Below are 24,398 nucleotides of genomic sequence, written 5' to 3' on the forward strand. Positions count from 1 at the left end.
ACCAACCCGACCCCCATTTCCCACGAGCCCGATTTCGATGCCGTGACCGGCCAGTCAACGACCGGCCACAGCTGGGATGGTATCCGCGAGCTCAACACCCCCCTGCCGCGCTGGTGGCTCTGGACGTTCTACGTCACGATCCTCTGGTCGATCGGCTACTGGCTGGTCTATCCGGCCTGGCCGCTGATCTCCAGCCACACCACAGGGTTCTTCGGCTATTCCAGCCGCGCGGCCGTCACCGTGGAAGTTCAGGCGCTCGAGCAGCGCCGAGACCAGCAGGCCGCCGGCCTCAAGACCGCCAGCCTGGAAGAGATCAAGGCCAGCCCGGACCTGCTCCGCGTGGCCTTGGCCCGCGGCAAGGCTTCCTTCGCCGAGAATTGCGTGGGGTGCCATGGCCAGGGCGGAACCGGCGCGCCGAGCTATCCGAACCTGACCGACGATGACTGGGTCTGGGGCGGCGCGCTCAAGGATATCCAGACCACGATCCAGCATGGAATCCGCTGGACGCAGAATGCCGATACCCGCGTGGGCGAGATGCTCGCCTTCGGCCGGCAGGGCATGCTGAAGAAGGACGAGATCGAGCAGGTCGTGGATTTCGTCCGCTCGCTGGCCAAGCTCGAGCCGGCCAAGGGCGCCGATCTGGCCGCCGGCAAGGCCGTCTATGACGCGAACTGCGCCGCCTGCCATGGCGAGGCGGGCAAGGGCAACCGCGAGGTTGGCGCCCCCGATCTGACGGATGCCATCTGGCTCTACGGTTCCAGCCGGGAAGCGATGATCGAGTCGGTCCATAACGGCCGTGCCGGCATCATGCCGGCCTGGTCGAGCCGCCTCGATCCCGTCACGATCAAGGCGCTCACGGTCTATGTCCACTCGCTCGGTGGTGGCCAATGACTTCGCATGTCACGATCCCCGATGAGGATGGCCCCCTCTACGCTGCGGCGAAGAAGGTCTATCCTCAGAGCGTGAAGGGCCGGTTCCGCCGGATCAAATGGGCCCTTCTCGCCTTCTGCCTGGGCGTCTACTACTTCCTGCCCTTCGTGCGCTGGGATCGTGGCCCGGCGCTGCCGGATCAGGCCGTTCTGGTCGATTTCGAGCGGCGCCGCTTCTATTTCTTCTTCATCGAGCTCTGGCCGCAGGAGGTTTATTACCTCACCGGCCTGCTCATCCTCGCGGCGATCGTGCTCTTCCTGATGAACGCGATCGCCGGACGGATCTGGTGCGGCTATCTCTGCCCGCAGACGGTCTGGACCGATCTCTTCCTCGCGGTCGAGCGCCTGATCGAGGGTGATCGCCGTGACCGGATCAAGCTCGATGGCGAAAGCTGGAGCGCGTCGAAGGTCGGGCTCAAGGCCGCCAAGCATTTCATCTGGCTGATGATCGCCTGGTGGACCGGGGGCGCCTGGGTGCTGTATTTCTCCGATGCGCCGACGCTCGTGAAGGACCTCGCGACCTTCGAGGCACCCTTCTCGGCCTATCTCTGGATCGGCATCCTGACCGCAACCACCTATGTCTTTGCCGGTCACATGCGTGAGCAGGTCTGCCTCTACATGTGCCCGTGGCCGCGCATCCAGGCCGCCCTGACCGATTCCGACGCGCTGAATGTCACCTACAAGTTCGATCGCGGCGAACCGCGTGCCTCGGTGAAGCAGGCCGCCCAGCTCAAGGCGGCCGGGCAGCCGGCGGGCGATTGCGTCGAGTGCAAGCAATGCATTGCCGTCTGCCCGACGGGGATCGATATCCGCGAGGGCACGCAGCTTGGCTGCATCCAGTGCGGCCTCTGCATCGATGCCTGCGACGATGTCATGGGCAAGCTCGGCCGGCCGACCGGCCTGATCGGCTATGACACGCTCAAGGCCGTCGAGGCCCGCGCCTGCGGCACCACTCCGCCCGCGCTTCGCCTCATCCGCCCGCGCACGATGCTCTATGCGGCGATCATCGCCTTTGTTGGCGGTGCCATGCTGTATCAGCTCGCCACGCGCGCCTTTCTTGGCATGTCGGTGGTGCATGAGCGCACGCCGCTCTTCACGACCCTCAAGGACGGCTCGATCCGCAACGCCTATACGCTCCGCATTGCCAACAAGCGCTCGGAGGAACGGCCGATTGCCATCACCCTCGACGCGCCGATGGGCACGACCTGGGAGGTCGTTGGCGCGCAGCAGACGGCAGACTGGCGCCCGATCGTCGTCATCCCGCCGGATTCGACCCTCGATGTCAGGCTGTTCGTCACCATGCCGCAGCCACAGGCCAAGGGGCCCTCGCAGATGATCCAGATCAAGGCGGCGGATCTCTCTTTCGGGGAGAGTGCAAGTGTGAAGGACAACTTCTTCGCTCCATGACAGGGAGGCCGCATGTGCTGCTGCGGTTGTATGGCGATGCCCGTTGAACTGCCCGATCCCGCTCTAGTTCCGGCCCGTGAGCCCTTCCGGCTGACGGGTCGTCATGTTCTGGTGATTTTCATCGCCTTTTTCGGCATTGTGGCTGGCGTCAACGGCTACATGATGCGGCAGGCGCTGCAGACCATGCCGGGTCTGGATGCCCGCAACGGCTATGATGTCAGCCAGCGCTACAATGCCGAGCTGGCTGCGGCCGCCGAGCAGGATCGCCGCGGCTGGAAGACCGAGATCCGGCTCGACCGCAAGGGCAATGCCCTCGAACTCGCTCTCTCGCTCATCGACCGCGACCTCCGACCCGTTTCCGGCCAGCGCGTCAAGGTGCGCTTCGCCCATCCGGCCAGCCGCCAGCTCGATCGCGAAACGACGCTCAGCGAGACCGGCCGTGGCCGCTATTCCGGCGCGCTGCCCGGCATCGCTGCGGGCCAATGGTCGCTGATCCTGACCATCGAGGACCCGGCCGACAATCTCCCGCTCTACACTTCGCGCAACCGTGTCGAGCTGGGCTCCTGACATGGCCACCGATCTCGCCACGCCTGCCGCCGACCTGCGCCAGTTTCTCCGTCTCTCGCCGGATGAGGCCTTCGCCAGTCTCGATCTCGCCGTCGAGGGGATCAAGTGTGCGGCCTGCATGGCGACGATCGAGCGAGCCATCTCCCGCGAGCCCGGCGTTGTCGGCGCACGCGTCAATCTCGGCGCCAAGCGCCTCCATGTGACATTCGAGCGGCGCGAGGCTGATCCCGCCCGGATCCTGCGTCGGCTCGACGAACTGGGCTTCAAGGCCTATCCCTTCTCGCCCCGGCATTCGGAAGACAGCAAGGCGCAGGAAATGCGCCGCCTGCTCCGCTGCCTTGGGGTGGCAGCCTTCGCCTCGATGAATGTGATGCTGCTTTCGGTGGCTGTCTGGTCGGGCCACGAGACCGGGCTCGATCCGACCACGCGCGATCTGTTCCACTGGCTCTCGGCGCTGATCGCCCTGCCGACCGCCGCCTATTCCGGCCGCCCCTTCTACGAGAGCGCCATCGGCGCGCTCAAGCGCCGCCGCGTCAACATGGACGTGCCGATCACGCTCGGGATCTGCCTTGCTCTGGCCATGTCGGTCTTCGAGGTGCTGCGTCATGGCGAGCATGCCTATTTCGACGGCGTGGTCATGCTGCTTTTCTTCCTGCTGATCGGCCGGACACTGGATCAGGTCATGCAGCGCCGCACGCAGCTTGTGGCGGCCAATCTTGCGGCGCTCCGGGCCGAGCATGCCACCAAGCGCCTGCCGGACGGCACCTGGCGTGATGTCCCGATCGATATGATCGAACCGGGTGACGTCATCCTTGTCCGGATTGGTGACCGCGTGGCGGCCGATGGCCGGATCGAGGATGGCCGCTCCGATATCGACCAGAGCCTCGTGACGGGCGAGACCGCGCACCGGGCCGTCCAGCCCGGCGATGAAGTCTATGCCGGGACGCAGAATCTCGGCGGTGCCCTCGTTGTCCGCGTGCTCAAGTCGCAGGAAGGCACGTTGCTGGCCGGCGTCGAGCGGCTCCTCGCGCAGGCCGCCCAGACCAAGGGCGCCTATATCCGGCTTGCCGATCGCGCGGCCCGTCTCTACCCGCCCCTCGTCCATTCGGTGGCCCTGCTCACCTTCCTCGGCTGGATGATGATGGGGATCGGCTGGCATGATGCGCTGATGATCGCCATCACCGTGCTGATCATCACCTGCCCCTGCGCGCTCGGCCTTGCCGTCCCGGCTGTGCAGGTTGTCGCGGCGGGCGCGATGTTCCGCAACGGCATTCTCATCCAGTCCGGCGATGCAATCGAACGGCTGGCCGAAATCGACCGTGTCGTATTCGACAAGACCGGCACGCTCACCCTTCCGGCTGCGGATATCGCGAACCGGGCGGAAATCCCCGCCGAGGATGTCATGCTGGCCGCGAGGCTCGCGCTGACGAGCCGCCACCCGCTGGCCGCGGCCATTGCCGTGCAGGACCCGAGTGCGAAGCCGCTCTCCACCGCGCGGGAAGTCCCGGGCGAAGGCGTCAAGGCCTGCCATGCTGGCCAGGTCGTCCGGCTTGGCAGCCCGGCCTTCTGCGAGGCCATGCCGGAAGCCGAGGCACTGGCCGCCAGGTTCCCCGGCGCTTCCATTGTCGCCTTCCGCCATGGCGAACGCCTTGCGCTCTTTGCCATCCGCCAGCCCTACCGCGAGGATGCCGAGACCACCGTCGCCGCCCTCGGTGCCATGAAGCTGCCGGCGGAGATCATCTCCGGTGACCGGCCCCGCGCCGTTGCCGAGGCAGCGCGCGATCTCGGCATCGCCAATTGGCGCGGCGGTGCCCTCCCGGGCGACAAGGTCACCTGGCTCGAGCAGATGAAGCGCTTCGGCGCCCGGCCGCTCATGGTCGGCGACGGGCTCAATGATGCGCCTGCATTGGCGGCAGGCCATGCCTCGATCGCGCCGGCCTCCGCGAGCCAGCTTGCCCAGACCCAGGCGGATTTCCTGCTGGTCGGGCAGCGTCTCGGCGCGATTGTCCCGGCCATCCGCATCGCCCGCAAGGCGCGCTGGCTGATGCTCGAAAATCTATGGATCTCGGTGCTCTACAACCTCATCGCGGTGCCAGTGGCCATTCTTGGCTACGCCACGCCGCTGGTGGCCGCCTTGGCCATGTCGGGTTCGTCGATCATCGTCACGCTGAACGCGCTCCGCGCCGGGCGCATCTCCGGAGACGGCCCGGGAGAACGCCCATGAACATCCTGCTGATCCTCATTCCCCTGGCCCTGGCACTCGGGGGCCTTGGCCTCGCGGCCTTTCTCTGGTCGCTCTCGAACCGCCAATACGAAGATCTCGACGGTGCCGCCTGGCGCGCGCTGATGGATGACGACACCACACCCCGCCCGCGTTCGGAGGATGGCCGATGACCCTCTCCCCCGATACCGTGATGCGTCATGCCTCCCGGGCGGTGCCACGCTACACCAGCTACCCCACCGCGCCGCATTTCACGCCTGATGTGACGGGGCGGACCTACCAGCGCTGGCTGCTGGACGTGCCGGAGAACGCAACGCTCTCGCTCTACCTGCATATTCCCTATTGCGACACGCTCTGCTGGTTCTGCGGCTGCCACACCAAGATCACCCGGCAATATGCCCCGATCGAGACCTATCTCGTCGCGCTTCGCCGCGAGATCGATCTCGTCACCCAGATCCTGCCGGCCAGCACGCGGGTTACGCATATCCACTGGGGCGGCGGCTCGCCGACCATCCTCGCACCGGATGATATCCGCCGGCTGGCCGACCATGTAGCCGATCGGTTCTCGCTGGCTGCGGATTGTGATTTCGCGGTCGAGGTCGACCCCCGTGGCATGGATGACGGGCGCATCAAGGCCCTGCTGGAACGGGGTCTCAGCCGGGTCAGCATCGGCGTGCAGGATTTTGATCCTGCCGTGCAGGCAGCGATCAACCGGTTCCAGTCTGTCGACGAAACCCGGGCGGTGATCGACCGCTTCCGCGCCGGGGGCATCCGTTCGCTCAATATCGATGCCGTCTATGGCCTGCCGAAGCAGGGTCTCGCCCAGCTCGAATCCACGCTCGATTCGGTGATGGATTTCCGCCCGGACCGGCTGGCCCTGTTCGGCTATGCCCATGTGCCCTGGGTCAAGCGCCATCAGGCGATGATCCTCGAATCCGACCTGCCCGGCGTGGTTGACCGTCATGCCCATGCCCTCGCGGCCGGCCAGCGCATCCAGGCTGCAGGCTACCAGGCGATCGGCATCGACCATTTCGCCCTGCCGGGCGATTCCCTTGCCGTGGCGCAGCGTGCCGGCCGTCTCCGCCGGAATTTCCAGGGCTACACGGATGATCCGGCCGATGTGCTGATCGGGCTTGGCGCCTCGGCCATCTCGGCCCTGCCGCAGGGCTATGTCCAGAACGAACCGGCCATGGCGCGTTACCAGCGCGAGGTCGAAACCGGGCATCTCGCCGCCATACGCGGCCGCGCGCTCACCGACGAGGATCGGCGCCGCGCCCGCGTCATCGAAAGGCTGATGTGCGACCTGCGCTTCTCGGCCGCGCATTGCCTCGGCGATGGCGCGCAGGAGGCCGAGGCGCTGATTGCCGTGGCGGACCGGATTGTCCGGGAGGATCGCGACGGCTTCGTCGAGGCGACGGCTGATGGCTTCGCGATCACGGAGGAGGGACGCCCCTTCACCCGCCTGCTCGCCGCGGAATTCGATGCCTATCTCGCGCAGCGGCCCGGCGGCCACTCGCTGGCGGTGTAGAAAGCCGAAATTTCCCGTTATCGGGGAAACGGATTTTCAACGCTGATGCGGACAATTTTCCGCATATGCGGTCTTGTCCACGATTTCTTTTCCTTGCCCGCTCTAGATCGTCGCATGGCGGAACGTCCGCCGGCAGGAGAGGTGAGGGATGGGCAGGGTGACCGATCGACGGTCAGGTGGGGGGAGCTCCATCGGCAGCCGGCCGGCCAGAGGGGAGGCGTCATGCTGACGCCGATCACGCCCGCGCGTGCCGCCGAAGCCGTTTCCCTGCTCGATGAAGGCTTTCCCGAACGGGGCCAGGCCTTCTGGCAGCGCAGCCTGCAGCAGATCCTCGATTGGCCGGGCAATGCGCTTGCCGGCTATCCGCCGGGCTTTTTCTGGCTCGAGAAGGAACAGCCCGTTGGCATCCTCCTCACGCCGGCCTCGCCGCGCGGCGGTCCGGAGGGACGGATTGTTGTCAATGTATCGAGCTGGTATCTCCGCCCGGATTTCCGCTGGAAGGCGCCGCTCATGTTGCGCGCCGTGTTCCGTGATCCCGGTCCGGTCTTTACGGACCTGACACCGACGCCGGAGGTCCAGGCCATGCTTCCGGCCTTCGGCTTCCGCCCGGTCAATCCGGGAATCGGCCTTCAGCTGACGCCCCTGCTCGCCCTTCGGCCCGGCGGGGATGTGCGGGTGCGCGCCTGGCAGCCGGATGACCGCCTCGAAGGGGCCGTGCCGCCGCCGGAACTCATCGCCCGCAACCGGGATCGCGGCTTCATTTCCCTGGTGATTGAACAGGGTGCGGCCCGCCATCTCTGTGTTTTCCGGCCGTTCCGCTACCGGTCCCTGCCCGCAGCGTTCTCGATCTTCATCGGCAGCCATGCTGCCCTGCCGGCCGCCTGGCCGGCCCTCGCCCGCCATCTGCTCGCCCGGGGGATTCTCGTTGTCCAGTGCGATGTCCGGGCAGGCGTGCCTCATCCCCTTGCGCTCCGCCGGCGTGGCCTCTGGTTTGCCAAGGGAGAGACCTTCGACGACCGGACCGATCATCTCGGGTCCGAATTGTGCCTTCTTGATCTCTAGGGAGACAATTTTATGCTTGCAGCTTCCCAGATTGACACACCGGTTGTTCCGGCCGAGTCCATCGACGCCGATCGCGCCCTGCTGGGCGGCTTCCTCCGGCAATTGTCTCCGGCCGCCAAGGCGCTGGACCTGAAGGATGACACGCCCCTTCTTTCCTCGGGGATCCTCGATTCCCTCGGAATCCTGCAGCTGATGTCCTTCCTCGGCGAGGAACTGGGCATCGAGATCGCGGATGACGATTTCACCCTCGACAATTTCGAGACGGTCGGCGCGCTCATGGCGTTCATCCGCCGGCGAAAGGGCTGATCCGCCATGAGCGCAGTCCTCCTGCACCAGCTTCTGGATCTGCCGAAGCCCGATGCCGGACGCCCGGCTATCATCGATGGCGATCGGCACTGGTCGTTCCGGCAGTTTGCCGCCGAGGTCGAACGGCTGGCCGCGGCGATCCGCGCCGCGGGCGCCGGACGTGGCGATCGCGTTGCGATCCTGCTGCCCAAATGCCTGGAGGAATGCGCGGCCATCTTTGCCGCAAGCCGGGCCGATACGGTGTTCGTCCCGATCAACCCCGTGCTCAAGCCACAGCAGATCCGGCATATCCTGGTTGATAGCGGCGCACGGGTGCTGATCGCCGGGCCGAAGCAGCGCGAGACGCTGGCCGAGGCCTTCGAGAACATCCCGGATCTCGCCGTTCTCGATCCCGCCGCCGAAGCGCCCGCGCAGGCGCCGCTGCCGGCCGCCCGCAATATCGGTCAGGATCTCGCGGCCATTCTCTACACGTCCGGTTCGACCGGCGCGCCCAAGGGCGTCATGCTGAGTCATTCCAACCTGATCGCCGGCACCCGGATCGTCCGGACGTACCTGTCGATCACCGGGGAGGACCGGATCCTCTCGATCCTGCCCTTCAGCTTCGATTATGGCCTGAACCAGCTGCTGACGGTGGTGGAGCAGGGCGCCACGATCGTGCTGTTCACCTTCCAGATGGGTGACCAGATCGTCCGGGAGCTGGCCCGGCACGAGATTACCGGCCTGGCGGGCGTGCCCACGATCTGGGCCATCCTGACCAAGGCGGCGCCGAGCCTCGCCCGGACCAGCCTGCCGCATCTGCGCTACATCACGAATTCCGGCGGTGCCGTTCCGGAAGCGACGGTGCGACGGCTGCGGGAGATTCTCCCGGAAACGCGCATCTTCCTGATGTACGGGCTGACAGAGGCCTTCCGCTCGACTTTTCTTCCGCCCTCCGAGGTGGATCGCCGGCCGACCTCGATCGGACGGGCCATCCCTGAATGCGAGGTTTTCCCGCTGACGGCGGATGGCCGTCGCGCCCGGCCCGGCGAACCGGGAATCCTTGTCCATCGCGGTCCCACCGTCTCGCTCGGCTATTGGCGCCGCCCGGATGAGACCGCGCGCGTCCTCCGCCCGAACCCGCTGCGTGAGCCCGTCGAAGGCGGCGAGATTGTCTGCTGGTCCGGCGACCTTGTTTATGAGGACGAGGACGGGTTTCTCTATTTCGTGGGCCGGCAGGACGCGATGATCAAATCAGCCGGCTACCGGATCAGCCCGACCGAGGTCGAGGATGCGCTGATGCTCTCGGGCGCGTTCCGGCAGGTCGCCGCGATCGGCGTGCCGGATGAATGGCTCGGCCAGCGCCTCCATGCGGTTGCCGTCGGCCAGCAGGATGGGGTCGATACCGACGCTGTCCTGAAGCAGGTCGCCGAACGGCTGCCCCCGCACATGGTTCCGGCGAGGATCGAGCTTGTCCCCGAATTGCCGGTCACGCCGAATGGCAAGGTGGATTACAAGCGGCTGGTTGCGGAGCGGGCGGCATGAACGATCTCTCTCTCACGGTTCCGCCTCTTGCGGCGGCTCTCATTGCCGAGAATTTCAGGGCGGGAACCGACGGGCTCGAGATCGGGGGGCTGCCGGTCCGCAGCCTCGTCTCGCGCTATGGCTCGCCCCTCTATCTCTATGACGCGGCGATTCTCCGCCGCCGCTACCGGGCGCTGGCCGCCACGCTTGAAGGATTTGCCTCGGTCTATTTCTCGATCAAGGCCAACCCCAATCCCGGCATTGCCCGCGTTCTTGTCGAGGAAGGGGCTGGCCTTGAAATCGCCTCCGGCGCAGAGTTCATTCTCGCGCGTCAGGCCGGCTGCGCTCCGGAGCATGTCCTCTTCGCCGGACCGGGCAAGGGGCGCGAGGAGATCGATCTCGTCCTCGCCGCCGGCATCGGCGAGGTGCATCTCGAAGGCTTCGACGATATTGCCCTTGTCGGCACTCGGGCCGCCGCGCTCGGGCGCATCCAGCCTGTTTCGCTCCGCATCAATCCCGGCGCGCAGGCGCAGGGCGGGGCGATGCGCATGGGCGGCAAGCCCTCCGCCTTCGGGATTGACGAGGAGCAGATGGCCGAGGCAGTCGCCGCGCTGAAGCAACAACCAGCGCTGAAACTCACCGGCATCCATCTCTTCGCCGGAACGCAGATCCTCGATGCCGGCGTTCTGCTGGATCAGTGGCGCTACGGGCTTGAACTGGCTGCGCGCCTCGCCGGGCTGGCCGGCCATGCCTTGACCTCGATCGACCTCGGCGGCGGCCTCGGCATTCCTTATCATGCGGGCGATGCCACGCTGGATCTCGCCGCGATCCGGTCCGGCCTGCCGGCTTTGCGCGCCGCTCTGGAGGCCGATCCGCGCCTTCGGGAAGCCCGGCTGCTGGTGGAGCCCGGCCGATGGCTGGCCGGTCCGGCAGGGCTCTATGTCGGCGCCCTCCGGGCCGTCAAACAATCCCGCGGGCAGCGCTTCCTGATCAGCGATGGGGGCATGCATCACCATCTCGCGGCATCCGGCAATCTCGGCCAGGTGATCAAGCGGGATTATCCGATCGTCGCGCCGGACCGGCTGACGGCGCCGTTGCTGGCTGACACGCAACTGGTCGGGCCGCTCTGCACGCCACTGGACACGCTCGGCCGGCAGACGGCCCTGCCGGAACTTGCGGCGGGCGATCTCGTGGCGGTCCTCCAGTCGGGCGCCTATGGCCTCTCCGCCAGTCCGGTCGGGTTCCTCTCGCATCCGATGCCGGCGGAAGTGCTGGTCGAGAACGGCAGGTCCGAGGTGATCCGGCCTGCCGGCACGTTCCAGGCCCCGCTGGTCAATGCCCGGGGCGAAGGATCATTCTGGGCCGCTGCGGCGGAATGAAGCCTGCCCGGCACGCGGGCAGCTTCAGGCTCGGCTCAGCCGCCAGGCACGCACGGCCCTGACGAGATCCCCGCCGAACAGGATGAGGATGGCCACTCCGTAGACCGCCATGCCGAAGGCCACGGCGGCGAGGATAGACCACCAATCCGCCGCCATTGTCAGGCCGACGCCCGGCAGTGCCTTGAGCGCAAGCCACATGATGGCCGTGGCGAGGGCGATCTTCGCATAGAAGGCCAGCGGCGCATGCAGGCCAAAACGCCGGTTGAGATAGGCATAATCGGCCAGGGCGATAACGAGGGCTGCGAGAGCGGCGCCGATGACCGCGCCCGTCAGACCGCCGAAAAACAGCCCGATGGCTGAACCGAGGATGGTCAGCACCGCCTCGATGCCCTCAAGGACCACCATCGGCCGCGGGGCCTCGAACAGAAGATACATCTGGTCCCAGCCATGCATGCGCAGGTTGCGGATGGCTGCGCAGATCAGCGCCCAGGGGAGCAGGTCGATCGTTGCGGCCCGGTAATCAGTTGCAACAAGGAGCGTCACGAACGGATCGGCAATCGCGATGACGCCGGCGGTAGAGGGGGCGATGAGCCCGAGCAGCAGCGCGGAATTCGTTGATAACTGGCGGCGGGCTGCATCGGGGTCGCCCCGATCCATCTCGCGGACCGCAAGAGGATAGGCGGCGGCCGTGACAACCATGGCCGCCATGGCCGCAAGCCGGATGGCCAGCCCCCATCCGACCGAGAGCAGGCCAAGCGCGGTTGATCCGGCCCCGTACTGCACGACGAACCGGATCCCATGCGCCGCGAACCAGCCGAACAGGTTCGACACGACGACCGGCACGCCGAAGGAAAGGGCGGCCTTCAGAATGCCGTGGTCGATCCGCCCCGGCCGTGCGAGCGCCCCCATCCTCAGGGCGACGAGGAACGCGATGACGCCGTGCATCAGCGCGAAATCGAGGAGCACCCGGGCCGGATTGGCACCGAGCCATCCCATCAGCAGCAGGGTCAGCAGAAGGCTGGCCAGGGGGGCGCCGATCTGGAGCAGCGAATAGTCGAGAATTCGTGCCTCGCGGCGCGTCTTCTCGCTGAGGAAGGTGAGATAGCTCCGGCTGACCACATAGAGGCAGGCGCCAACAATGAAGGCCGGCGAGGGTTTCGTTGCGCTCACCGCCACGAGGATCAGCGTGGCGACAACCTGCAAGCCGGCCGTGGCGAGGATGATCGCCGATTCCGTACCGGCAAGATCCCGCCGGTCACCGTCGGCACCGAACTGGCCGGCATAACGCAGGAAATAGGTTGTCCACCACGACAGGCAGATCTGGAAGATCAGTTCCTGGCTGGCAAAGATCAGCATCGTCAGGCCGTAATCGGCCGCCGCGAGGTAATGCGTCAGGATGATCGCCGTCGCGAATTGCGTCAGCGGGCTGAGGATCTGCGCGGGAAAATAGGCCAGGGTCTGGCGGATCAGCATGCCGGGCGTGCCTCGCGGGGGTAGGAGGCGGCCTGCCTCGGGAGACGTTCCGCGTAGGATCCCTGCCGCGGAACCAGCAGCATCAGCATCAGGGACAGGATCGAGACCCCGAGCGACTTGCCGGCAATGCCGAGGAAGGTCGTGTTGACAATGAAGAAATACCCCACCACGACCCAGCCCCGCTTCTGGCAATGGCTCATCACCGACGTCATGAACAGGAAGAAGCCGGAGAAGAACAGCACCATGGGCAGGAACCCATAATAGAGCGTAAAGGCGACCCAGACGCTCTCGATCCCGAATTCCAGCCGGTAGACCCGCACGAGATATCCGAGTTGGTCCTGCTGCGGCCCGAACAGGATCTCCTCCAGCGTGAAGCCGTGGAACAGCTCGAACATTTTCACGCGGGCATTCGCGCTGTCATTGTCATCGACAAATCGCAGGATCAGGCGGTCGAAAACACCCATGTCGAAAGCCATGCCCAGCGCAGCAATCCCGACCGGCAGCAGGACGGCCAGCAGCGTCAGAAAGCGCAGATCGACGCGGGCGCCGGCGAGAAACCGCACAATTCTCAGCCCCATCGCGGCAAGGAGGAACAGAATCAGGAGGACAAGCGAGACACGCCCGCCGAAGGCCACCATTGCAGCGCATTGCAGGGCGAGGGTCGCCTTCCGCCATCGCCCTTGCACCTCCTGCCCGCCGCCCATCACCAGGAACATGACATAGCAGCTGGTCATCAGCGCATTCTTGAGCGGGTGACCGAGCAGGGCGGTGGCGCGCCAGTCATCGGTGATGGCGATGCCGCCGGCAACGAAAGGCGCCAGCCGGAGGCCCGTCACCACTTCACCGATACCCAGAACGGCATTGGCGGCGAAAACGCCGTGGATCACCATCACCATCCAGGCCTTGGTGGCAATTTCCAGGCGGCGGAAGATCAGCAGGAGCAGCATCGGCATCAGATAGGTGTCGATCAGGCCTGCCGCGGGTAGCCCCTGATTGGCGACGCCATGCCAGAAGACGACGAGCCAGATCAGCAGGAACAGGGTGATCCGGGCATCGTGCGCGAAGGCCGAGATCACGCTGGCCAGCGGGTTCCCGTCGCGCAGCGCGATCACGATGAAGGTGATCAGCGTCAGATACATGGACGGGTGGAACCGGGTTGGCCCCGCGCCGCCGAGCCCGTCATAGTTCCAGCCAAGGCCGTTCAGCGCCATCGGCGAGAGCATCAGCAGCAGCGTGATGATCCCGATCCCCAGGCCATGGATCAGCCGGTCGGTCCGGGGCGTCGGCGAGGCTGGCCAGGCGCGCATCACGCCGCCTGCCCGACCACGCCGATCAGCGACGGCCCGAAGGCCCGGTCACAGGTTGCCGCCGTGCCGGCATCCGGCTGCTGGCCGGCCGGCAGGACCGCGATCACGCCGTCGACATGGCGGGCGAGATCGATCTGCGACAGCGCTCGCGAGCCTGCCGGCGGTCCGTCGATGACGACGATGCCATGCGCATCGACAGCGTTTTTCGAAGGCGGCGCGGCGCCGGACTCGCCGAAAGGCAGGACATGGACGGGGAGATTGTCCAGCCCGGCAATCGGGAAGGCGGTGCGCATCTGCCCATGCAGCCGGGCTGGTACACCTCGCCGCGCGAGGGGAAGCCGGACGGCAAGCCCGTCGGCGCTCCCCCGCCCGTCGACGAGCAGAACCGCTTCCCCGCGCTCGGCGAGGGCAATTGCAAGGTTGATGGCCAGGACCGGCGAGGCGTTGCCGCGCCCGATCCCGGAGACCATGAGCGTCGTGACAGGCTGCCGGTCGAGGCGCGCCAGAATATCCTCGGCGAGGAGCCCCATTTCCTCGGCATAGGCCGATCCGGGTGCGGCGATCGGCGACTGGCCCTGCCCCCGGCCGGGGTGCCGCAGGCTGCGTCCGCCTTGGCCTGTAGGCTCACGCGGAGGCAGCATCGCCATCAAGGGCGCGTCGGGGTCGTCCGGCACGGGATTGGCTGCCTGGGCCCGCGATCCGGGCGCTACTGACGGAGACCGCCGCCTCTGGCCGCCCTGGGAGAGGGTTTCCAGCACCAGCGCGAGGCCGATGCCGGCAAAGAGCCCGGCGACCATGGCCAAGGCGAGAATCAGCGCCTTGTTCGGTGCCGACGGACGTTGCGGGGCCAGAGCGGGCGCGATGATGCGGCCCGCCGGCGTATCCACCGAGAGCCGGGCGATCTGTTCCTTGTCGCGCAGGAATTTCTCGTAGACGGCCTTTTGGGCATCCACCGCACGTTCGAGTTCACGAAGGCGCAGCAGCGTCTTGTTGGTGTTGGTCGCATCGCTCTTCAACGAATCGAGCTGGCGCTGGAGAGCAGTCACATTCGACTGCGCCACCGTATAGGCCGAGCGCGCGCCATCGGCGATTCGCCCGAGTTCCTCGTTGATCTGCCGGCGTGTCTCGACCACCTGCTCGCGGATTTCCGCAAAGGCGGGGTGCCGCGGCCCGAGGGTCGAGCGGGCATTCGCTTCCAGCCGCAGGATCTCGGAGAGCTGGCCCCGCAGCCGCTCGATCACACCGGAACGCAGCGCGTCATTCGTTGTGTCGGGCAGGCGGCCCGAGCGGCGGATCGCCTCCACCTGGTCGAGACTGGCCTTGGCTTCCGCCGCCTTGCGCTGCGCATCGACAATGCCGCGATTGAGCTCGCTGAGCTGCTGTTCCCCCACGAGGCGGCCCTCGACGCCGAGGATCCGGTTCTCGACCTTGTAGGCCTCGACCCGGGCTTCGGCTTCCTTCAGCCGGCCCTGCAGCTCAAGGAGATGGGTATCGAGCCAGCTCTCCTCGCGCTGCGCGGTCTCGTTCTTCGAATCCCGGCCATCATTCACATAGGCTTTGGCAATGGCATTCGCGATCCGCGCCGCCTTCTCGCCGCTTCCGGCCCGGACCTGAACCTCCACCACATAGGTGCGGTCCGGCCGTTTGACCTTCACCGCTTCTTTCAGGTTGCGCAGGGTGTTGAACTGCACGTCACCAGGCCCGCGGGAAAAGTCGGGATCCTCATTGAGTTTCTCGGCGCTGATCACACGCTGCAGCACCGTATCGGATTCGATCAGGACGATCTGGCTGTCGACGAGGTTGGGGTCGAAGGACCCGCCGACACCCGTGCCCTCGATCTGGAAGCTGGCCCGGTTCCGGGGGTCGACGAAGATCATCGTCGAGGCGGTGAATTGCGGCTTCGTCACCATGAGATAGGCGAAACCCAGGCCGGTCATCAGCGCCGTCGAAGCGGCAATTGTCATCCAGCGGCGGCGCAGGATCGCGCCGAATTCCGCGATACCGACAGGGATCTCGCCTGTTTCGGCCCGGGCCGGCGCGGCCGCAGGCCGGCTCAGCCAGCCCGGGCGCACGCTGCGGGCTGGCCGGGCCGGAACGCCCGCCGGCTGGGCTGGAGCGGCGTTCGGCCTCCGCGCGTCAGCTCCCAGTTTCCGCAACATCCACCCGATCCTCGAGACACGACTTGGCACCGGTCGCGCAGCTGGTCACAGCGCGAATCCGCGTTCGACCTTGCCAGACGATTCTTTACGAAGCGTTCACCATGTTCGGGAAATGACGGGCTTGGGCGAGAACCCGTCAGCGCAGCCACGCCTGGAGGCGCGGTCGGAAGCCGAGGAAGCCGAGATAGGCCTTTTCCAGCAGCCAGAGAAAGGCGGGAATCCGGGCCAGTAGCCCGAGGGGCCGCAAAAGCGGGATGCTGCGCCACATCGCCGCGAAGGCTGCCGCTCCGGAAACCGGTTCGCGCCCGCGTTCCTGCGCGTGGAAGCGCGCCAGCAGCACCGCTCGGTCGAGCGGGCATGCGCTCTCCGGATCGGCAAGATCGACGAAGTGGATGGCCTGCCGCCGGTCCAGCCGGCGCATGGCCGCAATTTCGCGCCGGCAGAGCGGGCAGGCGCCATCATACCAGACGGTCAGGTCAGGCCCTTGCGGGGTAATGTCGGAAGACGAAGCCATACCGGGTTTACGCATGGCCAACCCGACCGGATCGGCGGGGGGGGGATGCGCCTATTTCTCGACGAAGGCCTTTTCGATCACGTAGGAGCCGGGCTTCGAGCTGTTGCCCTCGCTGAAGCCGCCTTTTTCGAGCAAGGCCACCATGTCAGCCAGCATCTGCGGGCTGCCGCACAGCATCACGCGGTCCTGCGCCGGATCCCAGGCGGGCAGCCCGATATCGGAAAAGATTCGGCCGGTTTCCACCAGATCGGTGATGCGGCCACGGTTGCGGAAGGGCTCCCGCGTGACGGTGGGGTAATAGATCAGCTGGCCGGCAATCTGCTCGCCCAGCAATTCGTGGTTCGGCATCTCGCGTTCGATCTGCTCGGCATAGGCGAGTTCGGCCACTTCGCGCACGCCATGGACAAGCACGACCTTTGCGAAACGCTCGTAGACATCCGGGTCGCGGATCAGGCTCATGAACGGGGCAAGCCCGGTGCCGGTGCCGATCAGGTAGAGGTTGCGCCCCGGAAGGAGGTTGTTGGCGAGCAGCGTGCCCGTCGCCTTCCGGCCGACAATGATCTCCTCGCCGACCTTGATATGCTGGAGCCGCGAGGTCAGCGGGCCGTCCGGCACCTTGATTGACAGGAATTCCAGTTCTTCCTCGTAATTCGGGCTGACGACGCTGTAGGCCCGGAGCAGCGGCTTGCCGTCCACCGGCAGGCCGATCATCACGAACTGGCCGTTCTCGTAGCGGAAGGCCGGGTTGCGCGTGGTGCGGAAGGAAAAGAGCCGGTCGGTCCAGTGATGGACATGGGTCACGGTTTCGGTGTTGAAGGCACTCATCGGTGTCTCGGGCCCTTGAACTGGCAAATGACGGCTGGATCTAGCATCGGCCGCCTCGCCTGACTTCGACCTGGATCAAATCCGTACGCCAGCCAATACCCGGAATGGCCGCGCCTTGTCAGCCCTCGCGGACAAAAAAGACAGATTCCCGCGCCGGCTGATCGCTGGAGAGAAGACCACCTTCGCGGATGTCCGGAACGGGAGAACGCAATGTCTGCGGCTGGTTCCGGTCGACTCCCCCGCCACGATGTCACGCCCTCTGGCCAAGCGGCGCGCGCGCCCCAGAATCAGGATCATTCGCCGGGTCGGAACGTCGCGGTCAGGAAACAGGGCCGCCAGGAAAACGGGGGAGAACCATCGAGATGGAAAGGACATTCTTCGCGGCGGATCCGCAGGGCATGCGCACCCCGCTTTGGGCCGAAAGGCTGGGCCTTGCAGGACTTCTCCCCTTTTTCGGGCTGGCGGCCCTCGCATGGTTCGGTCCGGCTGCGAGCCAGGCGCCTGCGCTACTGGCCTTGCTGGCCTATGGCGCCACGATCCTCTCCTTCCTCGGCGGCATCGTCTGGGGTTTCGCCATCGCCGATACACGCAACGAGGCCGATCTCGGCCGCAATGCCCCCCTCTTCATCCTCGGCGTCTTGCCCCAATTGCTTGGCTGGGGAGCTTTGCTTGCCGGGGGGCGCGTGGGCCATCTCGCTGTCGCGGCCGGTCTTGTCGGCGTGCTCTGGATCGACCGGCGCCTCGTGGCCGAGGGGCGGGCGCCGGGATGGTACGGCGCCCTGCGGCTCCGCCTCTCCCTCCTCGCTGCCCTTGCCATGCTGGCCGGGGCCGTGCATGGCGGCGTGATGCCATGATCCGTTCGGCTCTGGCCTCCGCGCTGATCCTGCTCGGCACGCTCGCGGCTGCCGCCGAAGAACCCACGCGCAACCGCATCGATGCATTCGAGATTGACCGCACGGAAGTGACGGTCGGCGCGTTCCGGGCTTATCTCGCGCGGCGAGGCGTCCCGACTGCGGCAGAACGCGAAGGCGGCAGCTTCGAATATGCCGGGGGCTGGGTGCAGCGCCCGGGCTGGATCTGGTCGCATCCGCAAGGCCGGCCGGCCGCCGATGCCGAGCCTGTCACCCATGTGTCGTGGGACGAAGCCCGCGCCTTCTGCGCCGATCGCGGGGGCCGCCTGCCAACGCTTGCCGAATGGCGCCGCGCCGCCTTCACCGAAACGCGGTCCACCCCGACCGACGGGTTCGAGACCGGCCGAACCTATCGCTATGCCGTGGGCGATTCTCCCGAGGGCATGAACAACAATCGCCGCCATCATGTGGTGGTCGGTACCACGAAGCGCGGCGTCAATGGCCTTCACGATATGGGCGCCAATGTCTGGGAATGGCTGGCGGATAGACGCGGCGACGAGGCGCTCACCGCCGGCGGTTCCTGGTGGTATGGCCCGGAACAATCCCGCGCCGAGGGCACGCAATGGAAGGCGGCCAGCTTCACCGTGCTCTATATCGGCTTCCGGTGCGCCTATGGCGGCTAGGGCGGGGCTCTTCGCTTTCCTTCTGATCTTTGCTGGTGCCCTGGCTGGCCATCATCCTGCGCCCGCCGCGGAAAGCCCGGCCTGGCAGGCTCTGGCCGGCGGGGCCATCGTGCTCTTCCGCCATTCCAATGCGCCGGGAACGGGGGATCCGCGAGACTTCCGACTCGGCGATTGTGCTACCCAGCGCAACCTCGATGACGCTGGCCGTGAGCAGGCGAGGCGGATCGGCGAAGCCTTCCGGAGCCGCGGCATTGCCGTGGGCCGCGTCCTTGCCTCCCGCTGGTGCCGGGCGCAGGATACGGCTGCGCTCGCCTTTCCCGGCCGGGTGGAAGGCGAGCCGGCCTTCGACTCGTTCTTCGAGGCGCGCGAACGCCGCGATGCCGCCACGGCGGCCGCCCGCCGGATCCTCGAGCGCTGGCAGGGGCCGGGCGCGCTCGTCGTGGCGACGCATCAGGTCAACATCACGGCCCTGACCGGTATCGTGCCCCGGTCCGGCGAGGGCGTTGTCCTCCGCATCGAGAACGGGGAGATCCGCATCATCGGCCGCATCCAGCCCTGACCGGGTTGATGTGTGTCAAAGACGCCTGACACTCACCTTCCTAGCCTGAGCGTTAAATGTCAGGGAGGCTGGACACATGCGGGTGATGCTCATCCATCCGAATTATCATTCCGGCGGTGCGGAAATTGCCGGAAACTGGCCGCCGGCCTGGGTCGCCTATCTGGCCGGCTCCCTGCGAGCGGCAGGCTTTCAGGACATCGTGTTCGTCGATGCCATGACCAATCATCTGGATGACGAGACCCTCGCGACGCGGATGCGCGAGTTCCGGCCCGATGTGATCGGCGTTACCTCGATCACCCCGTCGATCTACATGGCCGAACGCGTGCTGGAAATCGCCCGGGATGTCTGCCCGGATGCGCTGCGCGTGCTCGGCGGTGTCCATGCGACTTTCATGTACAAGCAGGTCCTGTCGGAAGCACCCTGGGTCGACGTGATCGTCCGGGGCGAGGGCGAGGAGATCTTCCGCAATCTCGTGCAGGCCGTGGCCGAGGGGCGCTGGCTGGAAAGCCGGGCGCAGATCGCCGGCCTCGCCTTCAACGATGGAGAAAGCATTGTCGCCACCCCGGCCGCACCGACGGTGAAGGATCTGGAGGGCATCAATCCGGACTGGTCGCTGCTGGAATGGGAGAAATACATCTATGTCCCGCTGGGCGTCCGCGTCGCGATCCCGAATATGGCGCGCGGCTGCCCCTTCACCTGTTCCTTCTGCTCGCAATGGAAATTCTGGCGCGACTACCGCATCCGGGAGCCGAAAGCCGTGGTCGACGAGATCGAGCGGCTGGTGAATGACCATCAGGTCGGCTTCTTCATCCTCGCCGACGAGGAACCCACCATCAACAAGAAGAAGTTCACCGAATTCTGCGAGGAGCTGATCGCGCGCGGCCTGCCCGACCGGGTGAAATGGGGCATCAATACCCGCGTCACCGATATCATGCGCGACAAGGATCTGCTGCCGCTCTGGCGCAAGGCGGGTCTCGTCCATGTCAGCCTCGGCACCGAGGCGGCGGCGCAGCTCAAGCTGGACCGGTTCAACAAGGAAACCAAGGTCAACCAGAACAAGGAGGCGATCCGCCTCCTGCGCGAGGCCGATATCTTCACCGAGGCGCAGTTCATCGTCGGGCTCGACAACGAGACGGCGGACACGCTGGAAGAGACCTACCAGATGGCCTGGGACTGGCAGCCCGACCTAGCCAACTGGTCGATGTACACGCCCTGGCCCTTCACGCCGCTTTTCCAGGAACTGGGCGACAAGGTCGAGGTCTTCGACTTCTCGAAATACAATTTCGTCACGCCGATCATGAAGCCGGATGCGATGGAGCGCGGCGAATTGCTCGACGGCGTGATGAAGAATTACCGCCGCTTCTACATGAAGAAGGCCCTGTTCCATTACCCTTGGCGCGGCACGGGCTTCCGGCGGAAATACCTGCTCGGCTGCCTGAAGGCTTTCCTGCGCGCCGGCGTGCAGCGCACCTTCTATGATCTCGGCAAGGTGGGCTATTGGGGGCCGCAGACGAAGAAGACGGTGGATTTCCACTTCGATGACAGCCGGCAGATCGCGCCGGCACAGATGGAAGACTGGGTCGCCGTCCAGGATCGCCGCCAGCGCGCGCAGGAACGCAAGAAGGCCGTCAGGGCCCAGCTCGATGCCGAGCGCGAGCCGGTTCTGGCCTGTGGCGGCGGCACGCGCCAGATGGAGGAATCGGCACCCCATGGCCCGCACCATTGATCCCGGCCGGATCGGCCCCAATGCCGTGATCCAGCTCCGCGATGTGCTCGCGGAGGCGATCGGAGCCGCGCGCGGCCGGGCGCTGTTCGAGGCCGCCGGCCAGGCCGGATGGTGGGACGAGCCACCTTCGGCCATGGTGCCGGAAGCGGCCGTGCGGGATGTCCATGCCGCCGTGGTCCGCGCCCTGCCGGCCCGCCAGGCGGCTAGCCTGCTTGAAGAGGCCGGCTACCGGACAGGTGCCTATATTCTCGCCTATCGCATCCCGGCCTTCGCGCGCTGGTTGCTGCCCCGCCTGCCGGCCCGCCTTGCCGCGCGGCTTCTCGTCCGGGCCATTGCCCGCCATGCCTGGACCTTCTGCGGCACGGGGGCCTTCCGTTACCGGCTGGACGGGCGGCTCGATCTCGCGGTGATGGCCAATCCGCTGGCCGTGGCCCCGGGCGATCCCTGGCACCGGGCGGTGTTCGAGACGTTGTTTCGCCATCTCGTCAGCCCTTCCTGCCGCGTTGTCGGCAAGAACCCGGCCGGGCCTGCGCCCGCCGGTACGGCCTTTTCCGTGCTCGGGCCCGGTTTCGGCCTCTGAGGCCGGCGATCAGGAGAAGAGCAGGTCATGCGCGAGGGCCGGGGCGATTTTCAGCCCGGCCAGCAGATCGCGCAACTCACCCTGTTCCGCCTTGGAAAGACGCCGCAACTCCACCGAGGTGCTCGGCGGCAGCCCTTCGGCAATGTCCGTCAGCTGCTGGCGGAGGATGAAGCCGGCGAGAGCCGCCTGCGCCTCCTCCAGCTTGGCGAGGTCGTGATCGGCGCCGATCTTCATGTCCCGAAGCGCCCGGAGCCGGTCTGCCGTGTTGCGATGGGCGATCCCGTGGCTGAGTGCAAGGCACCGCGCCAGCGCCACAACGGGGAACAGCCCGCCGCGCTTGAGATCGACGCGTCCGTCCTCGGCCTGGATCCGCCCGAGGAACCCGACCGGCGGCGACCAGCTTCCGATCTGGTTGGCCAGCAGCTTGATCATTGGCCGGGCCTCGTGCGCGGCAGCCAGCGCTTCCCGCCGGAGCGTCGCGGCCAGGCCCGCATCCCCTTCCACGAAGCGGAAATCGAAGAAGATGTCCACGGCCAGCAGGTCCTGCGGGTCAACCGTCTCCGTCCAGCCGCGGATGCGCTGCCGCCACGCATCCAGCGTGCCGTTCCAGTCCGGGCGGCCCGCCATCACGCCACCCTTGCAGAGCGGGATCCCGATATCATCGAGGATCGTGTTCATCCGGGTGCCATGGTCGAGGAACCACGCAGTATCCGCCTCGCTACCGGCATGGACGACAGCATTGTCCTGATCGGGAATGAGCAGCGATTCGCCGCGCCCGCCCGAGCCCAGAACCAGCACGGCATAGGGCGCCGGCGCCTTGCCCAGCCCGGCCTCGACCATACCCCGCTCCGCCTCGCGTGCGGCGCGGCGGGTCAGCGCCCCGATCTCGCGGCTGATGATCGCGGCGATCTCGCGCGCATTCACCCCCTCGCTGCTCAACCGCCGCGCGACCAGCGGCAGCCGCCCCCAGGCGGCGGCGAGGTCGCCCACGCTCTGTGACTGGTCGATCGCATCGCCGAGGGCCAGCGCATCCGAGGACCGCAGGCGCAGGAGGTCGCGCGCGGAGATCGCGCCGATCATCGCGCCATCCTCGTCCACAACACCGAGATGCCGGATATTCTTGAGTTCCATCCGCCCGATCGCGCGATAGATGAACGCCTCCGCCGGCACGGTTTCCAGCGGCCGGTTCGCCAGGGTTCCCGCCGTTCGCCCGAGCGAGGACGGCCCGTCAAGCCCGACAAGCCGGATCACGTCACGCTCGGTCAGGATGCCGATGGGTTCAGCGAGGCGCGCCGCTTCCGTCGAGACGAAGACGGAGGAGATGCCCTTCTCCGCCATGAGCCGGATGGCATCGGCCAGCGTCACCTCCGGCCCGACCCAGATCGGGGGCTGGCTGGCAATGTCGCGGACACGATGGCGGAAGGGGAAGGCATCGATGCGCGAAAGCACGCTGTCCGGCGCGGCCTTGGGCCGGACGGGTTCTGCCCAGCCGGCGCGGTGATAGCTGTCCAGCGCGTCGGTCAGCCGCCGGCAGGCCGCTTCCGCCTCGCCGAGCGTCCGGATGTTGCGCTGTTTCAGAATCGGCACGAGCGCGAGGAAGATCGCCGCGGTCAGCCTAGCATCGCCGAGCGCATCATGCCGGTCGGTGATGGCCAGCCCGAGATGGCTGGCAAACTTGTCGAGCGTGAAGCCGCCGAGGCGCGGGAAACACAATTCGCCGAGGAGCCGTGTGTCGAGGATATGCGTCCAGAAAGTCGGCTTGCCGGCCATGGCGCATTCCCGTTCGAGAACCGCGAGATCGAAGCCGATATTGTGCCCGATCATCACGCGCTCCCCGGCAAAGGCGGCGAGATCGGCATGGACATCGCCGAAGGCGGGCGCATCCGCCAGCATCTCCGCCGTCAGCCCGTGCACCTTCGTCGTTTCCGACGGAATGGCCACGCCCGGATTGACCTTCCGCTCGAAACTCTCGCTGATCCGCCCCCGCGCAAGATGCACCGCCCCGACCTGCAGGATCCGCACCGTGCCGGGGTCGAGGCCGGTCGTTTCCGTGTCGAGAACCACAGCCTCCAGGGCGATCAGCGGGATGGCATCGGGCATGGCGATCTCCTTGCGGGAAGGGTAGGCCATTCCGCATCGGGCCGCTATCTGCAGTGCAGCGAAACAGGGTGGCAAGAGGTTGGAATCGCGGTAGTCTTTGGTCGGACGCTCTGTCCGGGGGGCAAGGCATGACGCATGACGCGACCCGCAAGGGTGAGATCGAGACGACACTCCCGGCCGCCCCGGATGCCGGGCTCTACTTCATTGGCGTGATCCGCACGCCCTTTGCCAGCCGCGACCAATGCCCGAGGCAGGGCCAGGCGGATGGGCCCGTCTGCACGATCGAGCTGGATCCGCACTGGGCGCCGGCCCTCAAGGGGCTGGAGGCGTTCGAGCGGATCGAGGTGCTCTACTGGATGCATCAGGCCCGGCGGGACCTTCTCCTCCAGTCGCCGAAATCCGACGGGGAAACCCGCGGCACCTTTGCCCTGCGGTCACCCGTGCGGCCGAACCCGATCGCCACCTCCCTCGTCACCCTGCTGGGCATTGACGGGGCCCGCCTCCGGGTGCGCGGCCTCGACTGCCTCGATGGCACACCGCTGATCGACCTCAAGCCCGATCGCTGCGCCTATACGCCGCTCTCGCCGCCCAGCCCCAGCGAGTGGCGCAGCCTGGCCTGAGCGTGTCTTGCAGGCCGGATGGCAGCGAACAGGCGCGTGCCTCTGCAGCAAGGACAAGAGGGAGACTTGACCAAAATTTTATACAATCTACAATGTTAGGTG

Annotated in this window: 22 protein-coding genes; 16 read left to right on the forward strand and 6 right to left on the reverse strand. The window is 66.6% G+C overall.

Annotation, left to right across the window (positions count from 1 at the left end):
* The first annotated feature begins 15 nt into the window (after nucleotides 1-15).
* From ccoP to P0652_RS14240, 10 genes are all read left to right on the forward strand, one after another.
* Nucleotides 16-891: a cytochrome-c oxidase, cbb3-type subunit III gene (gene ccoP, locus P0652_RS14195; protein ID WP_284179564.1), complete on the forward strand. Its 876-nt coding sequence runs from the start codon at nucleotides 16-18 to the stop codon at nucleotides 889-891.
* Nucleotides 888-2,336 carry a cytochrome c oxidase accessory protein CcoG gene (gene ccoG, locus P0652_RS14200; protein WP_284179477.1) on the forward strand — a complete coding sequence of 483 codons (1,449 nt, stop codon included), beginning with the start codon at nucleotides 888-890 and terminating at the stop codon, nucleotides 2,334-2,336. Before ccoP ends, ccoG begins: the two co-directional genes overlap by 4 nt.
* 36 nt (nucleotides 2,337-2,372) lie before the next feature.
* Nucleotides 2,373-2,903 (forward strand): FixH family protein, encoded by a 531-nt coding sequence (locus P0652_RS14205; RefSeq protein ID WP_284179478.1) that lies wholly within the window; start codon nucleotides 2,373-2,375, stop codon nucleotides 2,901-2,903.
* A gap of 1 nt (nucleotide 2,904) precedes the next feature.
* Nucleotides 2,905-5,127 (forward strand): heavy metal translocating P-type ATPase, encoded by a 2,223-nt coding sequence (locus P0652_RS14210; protein WP_284179479.1) that lies wholly within the window; start codon nucleotides 2,905-2,907, stop codon nucleotides 5,125-5,127.
* Nucleotides 5,124-5,297, forward strand: coding sequence for a cbb3-type cytochrome oxidase assembly protein CcoS (gene ccoS / locus P0652_RS14215; protein ID WP_284179480.1), 174 nt, complete (start codon nucleotides 5,124-5,126; stop codon nucleotides 5,295-5,297). The genes P0652_RS14210 and ccoS overlap by 4 nt, the downstream gene beginning before the upstream one ends.
* Nucleotides 5,294-6,652 carry an oxygen-independent coproporphyrinogen III oxidase gene (gene hemN / locus P0652_RS14220; RefSeq protein ID WP_284179481.1) on the forward strand — a complete coding sequence of 453 codons (1,359 nt, stop codon included), beginning with the start codon at nucleotides 5,294-5,296 and terminating at the stop codon, nucleotides 6,650-6,652. The genes ccoS and hemN overlap by 4 nt, the downstream gene beginning before the upstream one ends.
* A 222-nt stretch (nucleotides 6,653-6,874) precedes the next feature.
* Nucleotides 6,875-7,714 (forward strand): hypothetical protein, encoded by an 840-nt coding sequence (locus tag P0652_RS14225; RefSeq protein ID WP_284179482.1) that lies wholly within the window; start codon nucleotides 6,875-6,877, stop codon nucleotides 7,712-7,714.
* Between the two features lie 12 nt (nucleotides 7,715-7,726).
* Complete coding sequence (locus P0652_RS14230; RefSeq protein ID WP_284179483.1) at nucleotides 7,727-8,020, forward strand: acyl carrier protein; 294 nt, start codon at nucleotides 7,727-7,729, stop codon at nucleotides 8,018-8,020.
* A gap of 6 nt (nucleotides 8,021-8,026) precedes the next feature.
* Entirely contained in the window at nucleotides 8,027-9,541 is a 1,515-nt protein-coding gene (locus tag P0652_RS14235; RefSeq protein ID WP_284179484.1) for an AMP-binding protein, read from the forward strand.
* A complete protein-coding gene (locus P0652_RS14240; RefSeq protein WP_284179485.1) occupies nucleotides 9,538-10,899 on the forward strand; it encodes a type III PLP-dependent enzyme in 1,362 nt (453 codons plus the stop codon). The genes P0652_RS14235 and P0652_RS14240 overlap by 4 nt, the downstream gene beginning before the upstream one ends.
* Nucleotides 10,900-10,923: 24 nt before the next feature.
* On the opposite strand, the gene P0652_RS14245 is transcribed toward P0652_RS14240, so the two are convergent.
* The 5 genes from P0652_RS14245 to P0652_RS14265 all read right to left on the reverse strand — a co-directional run bounded on the left by P0652_RS14245 (nucleotide 10,924) and on the right by P0652_RS14265 (nucleotide 17,177).
* On the reverse strand, nucleotides 10,924-12,372 hold the full coding sequence (locus P0652_RS14245) for an oligosaccharide flippase family protein (protein WP_284179486.1): 1,449 nt from the start codon (nucleotides 12,370-12,372) through the stop codon (nucleotides 10,924-10,926).
* Nucleotides 12,366-13,679, reverse strand: coding sequence for a VpsF family polysaccharide biosynthesis protein (locus P0652_RS14250; RefSeq protein WP_284179487.1), 1,314 nt, complete (start codon nucleotides 13,677-13,679; stop codon nucleotides 12,366-12,368). Before P0652_RS14250 ends, P0652_RS14245 begins: the two co-directional genes overlap by 7 nt.
* Nucleotides 13,679-15,838 carry a GumC family protein gene (locus tag P0652_RS14255; protein WP_284179488.1) on the reverse strand — a complete coding sequence of 720 codons (2,160 nt, stop codon included), beginning with the start codon at nucleotides 15,836-15,838 and terminating at the stop codon, nucleotides 13,679-13,681. Before P0652_RS14255 ends, P0652_RS14250 begins: the two co-directional genes overlap by 1 nt.
* Nucleotides 15,839-15,974: 136 nt before the next feature.
* A complete protein-coding gene (locus P0652_RS14260) occupies nucleotides 15,975-16,367 on the reverse strand; it encodes a thiol-disulfide oxidoreductase DCC family protein (RefSeq protein WP_284179489.1) in 393 nt (130 codons plus the stop codon).
* Nucleotides 16,368-16,403: 36 nt separating this feature from the next.
* Nucleotides 16,404-17,177, reverse strand: a complete 774-nt coding sequence (locus P0652_RS14265; protein ID WP_284179490.1) for a ferredoxin--NADP reductase — start codon at nucleotides 17,175-17,177, stop codon at nucleotides 16,404-16,406.
* 362 nt (nucleotides 17,178-17,539) lie between these two features.
* Between P0652_RS14265 and P0652_RS14270 the strand changes: the two genes are divergently transcribed.
* The 5 genes from P0652_RS14270 (at nucleotide 17,540) to bchJ (ending at nucleotide 21,576) form a co-directional block, all read left to right on the forward strand.
* Nucleotides 17,540-18,031: a DUF3429 domain-containing protein gene (locus P0652_RS14270; protein WP_284179491.1), complete on the forward strand. Its 492-nt coding sequence runs from the start codon at nucleotides 17,540-17,542 to the stop codon at nucleotides 18,029-18,031.
* Nucleotides 18,028-18,711, forward strand: coding sequence for a formylglycine-generating enzyme family protein (locus P0652_RS14275; protein WP_284179492.1), 684 nt, complete (start codon nucleotides 18,028-18,030; stop codon nucleotides 18,709-18,711). The genes P0652_RS14270 and P0652_RS14275 overlap by 4 nt, the downstream gene beginning before the upstream one ends.
* A complete protein-coding gene (locus P0652_RS14280; RefSeq protein ID WP_284179493.1) occupies nucleotides 18,701-19,270 on the forward strand; it encodes a histidine phosphatase family protein in 570 nt (189 codons plus the stop codon). The genes P0652_RS14275 and P0652_RS14280 overlap by 11 nt, the downstream gene beginning before the upstream one ends.
* Nucleotides 19,271-19,346: 76 nt before the next feature.
* Complete coding sequence (bchE, locus tag P0652_RS14285) at nucleotides 19,347-20,996, forward strand: magnesium-protoporphyrin IX monomethyl ester anaerobic oxidative cyclase (RefSeq protein ID WP_284179494.1); 1,650 nt, start codon at nucleotides 19,347-19,349, stop codon at nucleotides 20,994-20,996.
* A complete protein-coding gene (bchJ, locus tag P0652_RS14290) occupies nucleotides 20,980-21,576 on the forward strand; it encodes a bacteriochlorophyll 4-vinyl reductase (RefSeq protein ID WP_284179495.1) in 597 nt (198 codons plus the stop codon). Before bchE ends, bchJ begins: the two co-directional genes overlap by 17 nt.
* A 9-nt stretch (nucleotides 21,577-21,585) precedes the next feature.
* On the opposite strand, the gene P0652_RS14295 is transcribed toward bchJ, so the two are convergent.
* Nucleotides 21,586-23,676: a DUF294 nucleotidyltransferase-like domain-containing protein gene (locus tag P0652_RS14295; protein WP_284179496.1), complete on the reverse strand. Its 2,091-nt coding sequence runs from the start codon at nucleotides 23,674-23,676 to the stop codon at nucleotides 21,586-21,588.
* 128 nt (nucleotides 23,677-23,804) lie between these two features.
* On the opposite strand from P0652_RS14295, the gene tsaA reads away from it, so the two are divergent.
* The gene (tsaA, locus tag P0652_RS14300) at nucleotides 23,805-24,296 is read left to right on the forward strand and encodes a tRNA (N6-threonylcarbamoyladenosine(37)-N6)-methyltransferase TrmO (RefSeq protein WP_284179497.1); all 492 of its coding nucleotides are present in this window, start codon (nucleotides 23,805-23,807) and stop codon (nucleotides 24,294-24,296) included.
* Nucleotides 24,297-24,398: the final 102 nt, after the last annotated feature.

The sequence above is a fragment of the Rhabdaerophilum sp. SD176 genome (genome assembly GCF_030143245.1).
In the GTDB taxonomy this organism is placed as follows: Bacteria; Pseudomonadota; Alphaproteobacteria; order Rhizobiales; family Beijerinckiaceae; genus Rhabdaerophilum.

Bases quoted from the DNA above. Each gene is read 5' to 3' on its own strand.
- ccoG (WP_284179477.1), top strand. From the start codon at position 888: ATGACTTCGCATGTCACGATCCCCGATGAGGATGGCCCCCTCTACGCT.
- P0652_RS14205 (WP_284179478.1), top strand. From the start codon at position 2,373: ATGCCCGTTGAACTGCCCGATCCCGCTCTAGTTCCGGCCCGTGAGCCC.
- P0652_RS14210 (WP_284179479.1), top strand. From the start codon at position 2,905: ATGGCCACCGATCTCGCCACGCCTGCCGCCGACCTGCGCCAGTTTCTC.
- ccoS (WP_284179480.1), top strand. From the start codon at position 5,124: ATGAACATCCTGCTGATCCTCATTCCCCTGGCCCTGGCACTCGGGGGC.
- hemN (WP_284179481.1), top strand. From the start codon at position 5,294: ATGACCCTCTCCCCCGATACCGTGATGCGTCATGCCTCCCGGGCGGTG.
- P0652_RS14225 (WP_284179482.1), top strand. From the start codon at position 6,875: ATGCTGACGCCGATCACGCCCGCGCGTGCCGCCGAAGCCGTTTCCCTG.
- P0652_RS14230 (WP_284179483.1), top strand. From the start codon at position 7,727: ATGCTTGCAGCTTCCCAGATTGACACACCGGTTGTTCCGGCCGAGTCC.
- P0652_RS14235 (WP_284179484.1), top strand. From the start codon at position 8,027: ATGAGCGCAGTCCTCCTGCACCAGCTTCTGGATCTGCCGAAGCCCGAT.
- P0652_RS14240 (WP_284179485.1), top strand. From the start codon at position 9,538: ATGAACGATCTCTCTCTCACGGTTCCGCCTCTTGCGGCGGCTCTCATT.
- P0652_RS14245 (WP_284179486.1), bottom strand. From the start codon at position 12,372: ATGCTGATCCGCCAGACCCTGGCCTATTTTCCCGCGCAGATCCTCAGC.
- P0652_RS14250 (WP_284179487.1), bottom strand. From the start codon at position 13,679: ATGCGCGCCTGGCCAGCCTCGCCGACGCCCCGGACCGACCGGCTGATC.
- P0652_RS14255 (WP_284179488.1), bottom strand. From the start codon at position 15,838: ATGTTGCGGAAACTGGGAGCTGACGCGCGGAGGCCGAACGCCGCTCCA.
- P0652_RS14260 (WP_284179489.1), bottom strand. From the start codon at position 16,367: ATGCGTAAACCCGGTATGGCTTCGTCTTCCGACATTACCCCGCAAGGG.
- P0652_RS14265 (WP_284179490.1), bottom strand. From the start codon at position 17,177: ATGAGTGCCTTCAACACCGAAACCGTGACCCATGTCCATCACTGGACC.
- P0652_RS14270 (WP_284179491.1), top strand. From the start codon at position 17,540: ATGGAAAGGACATTCTTCGCGGCGGATCCGCAGGGCATGCGCACCCCG.
- P0652_RS14275 (WP_284179492.1), top strand. From the start codon at position 18,028: ATGATCCGTTCGGCTCTGGCCTCCGCGCTGATCCTGCTCGGCACGCTC.
- P0652_RS14280 (WP_284179493.1), top strand. From the start codon at position 18,701: ATGGCGGCTAGGGCGGGGCTCTTCGCTTTCCTTCTGATCTTTGCTGGT.
- bchE (WP_284179494.1), top strand. From the start codon at position 19,347: ATGCGGGTGATGCTCATCCATCCGAATTATCATTCCGGCGGTGCGGAA.
- bchJ (WP_284179495.1), top strand. From the start codon at position 20,980: ATGGCCCGCACCATTGATCCCGGCCGGATCGGCCCCAATGCCGTGATC.
- P0652_RS14295 (WP_284179496.1), bottom strand. From the start codon at position 23,676: ATGCCCGATGCCATCCCGCTGATCGCCCTGGAGGCTGTGGTTCTCGAC.
- tsaA (WP_284179497.1), top strand. From the start codon at position 23,805: ATGACGCATGACGCGACCCGCAAGGGTGAGATCGAGACGACACTCCCG.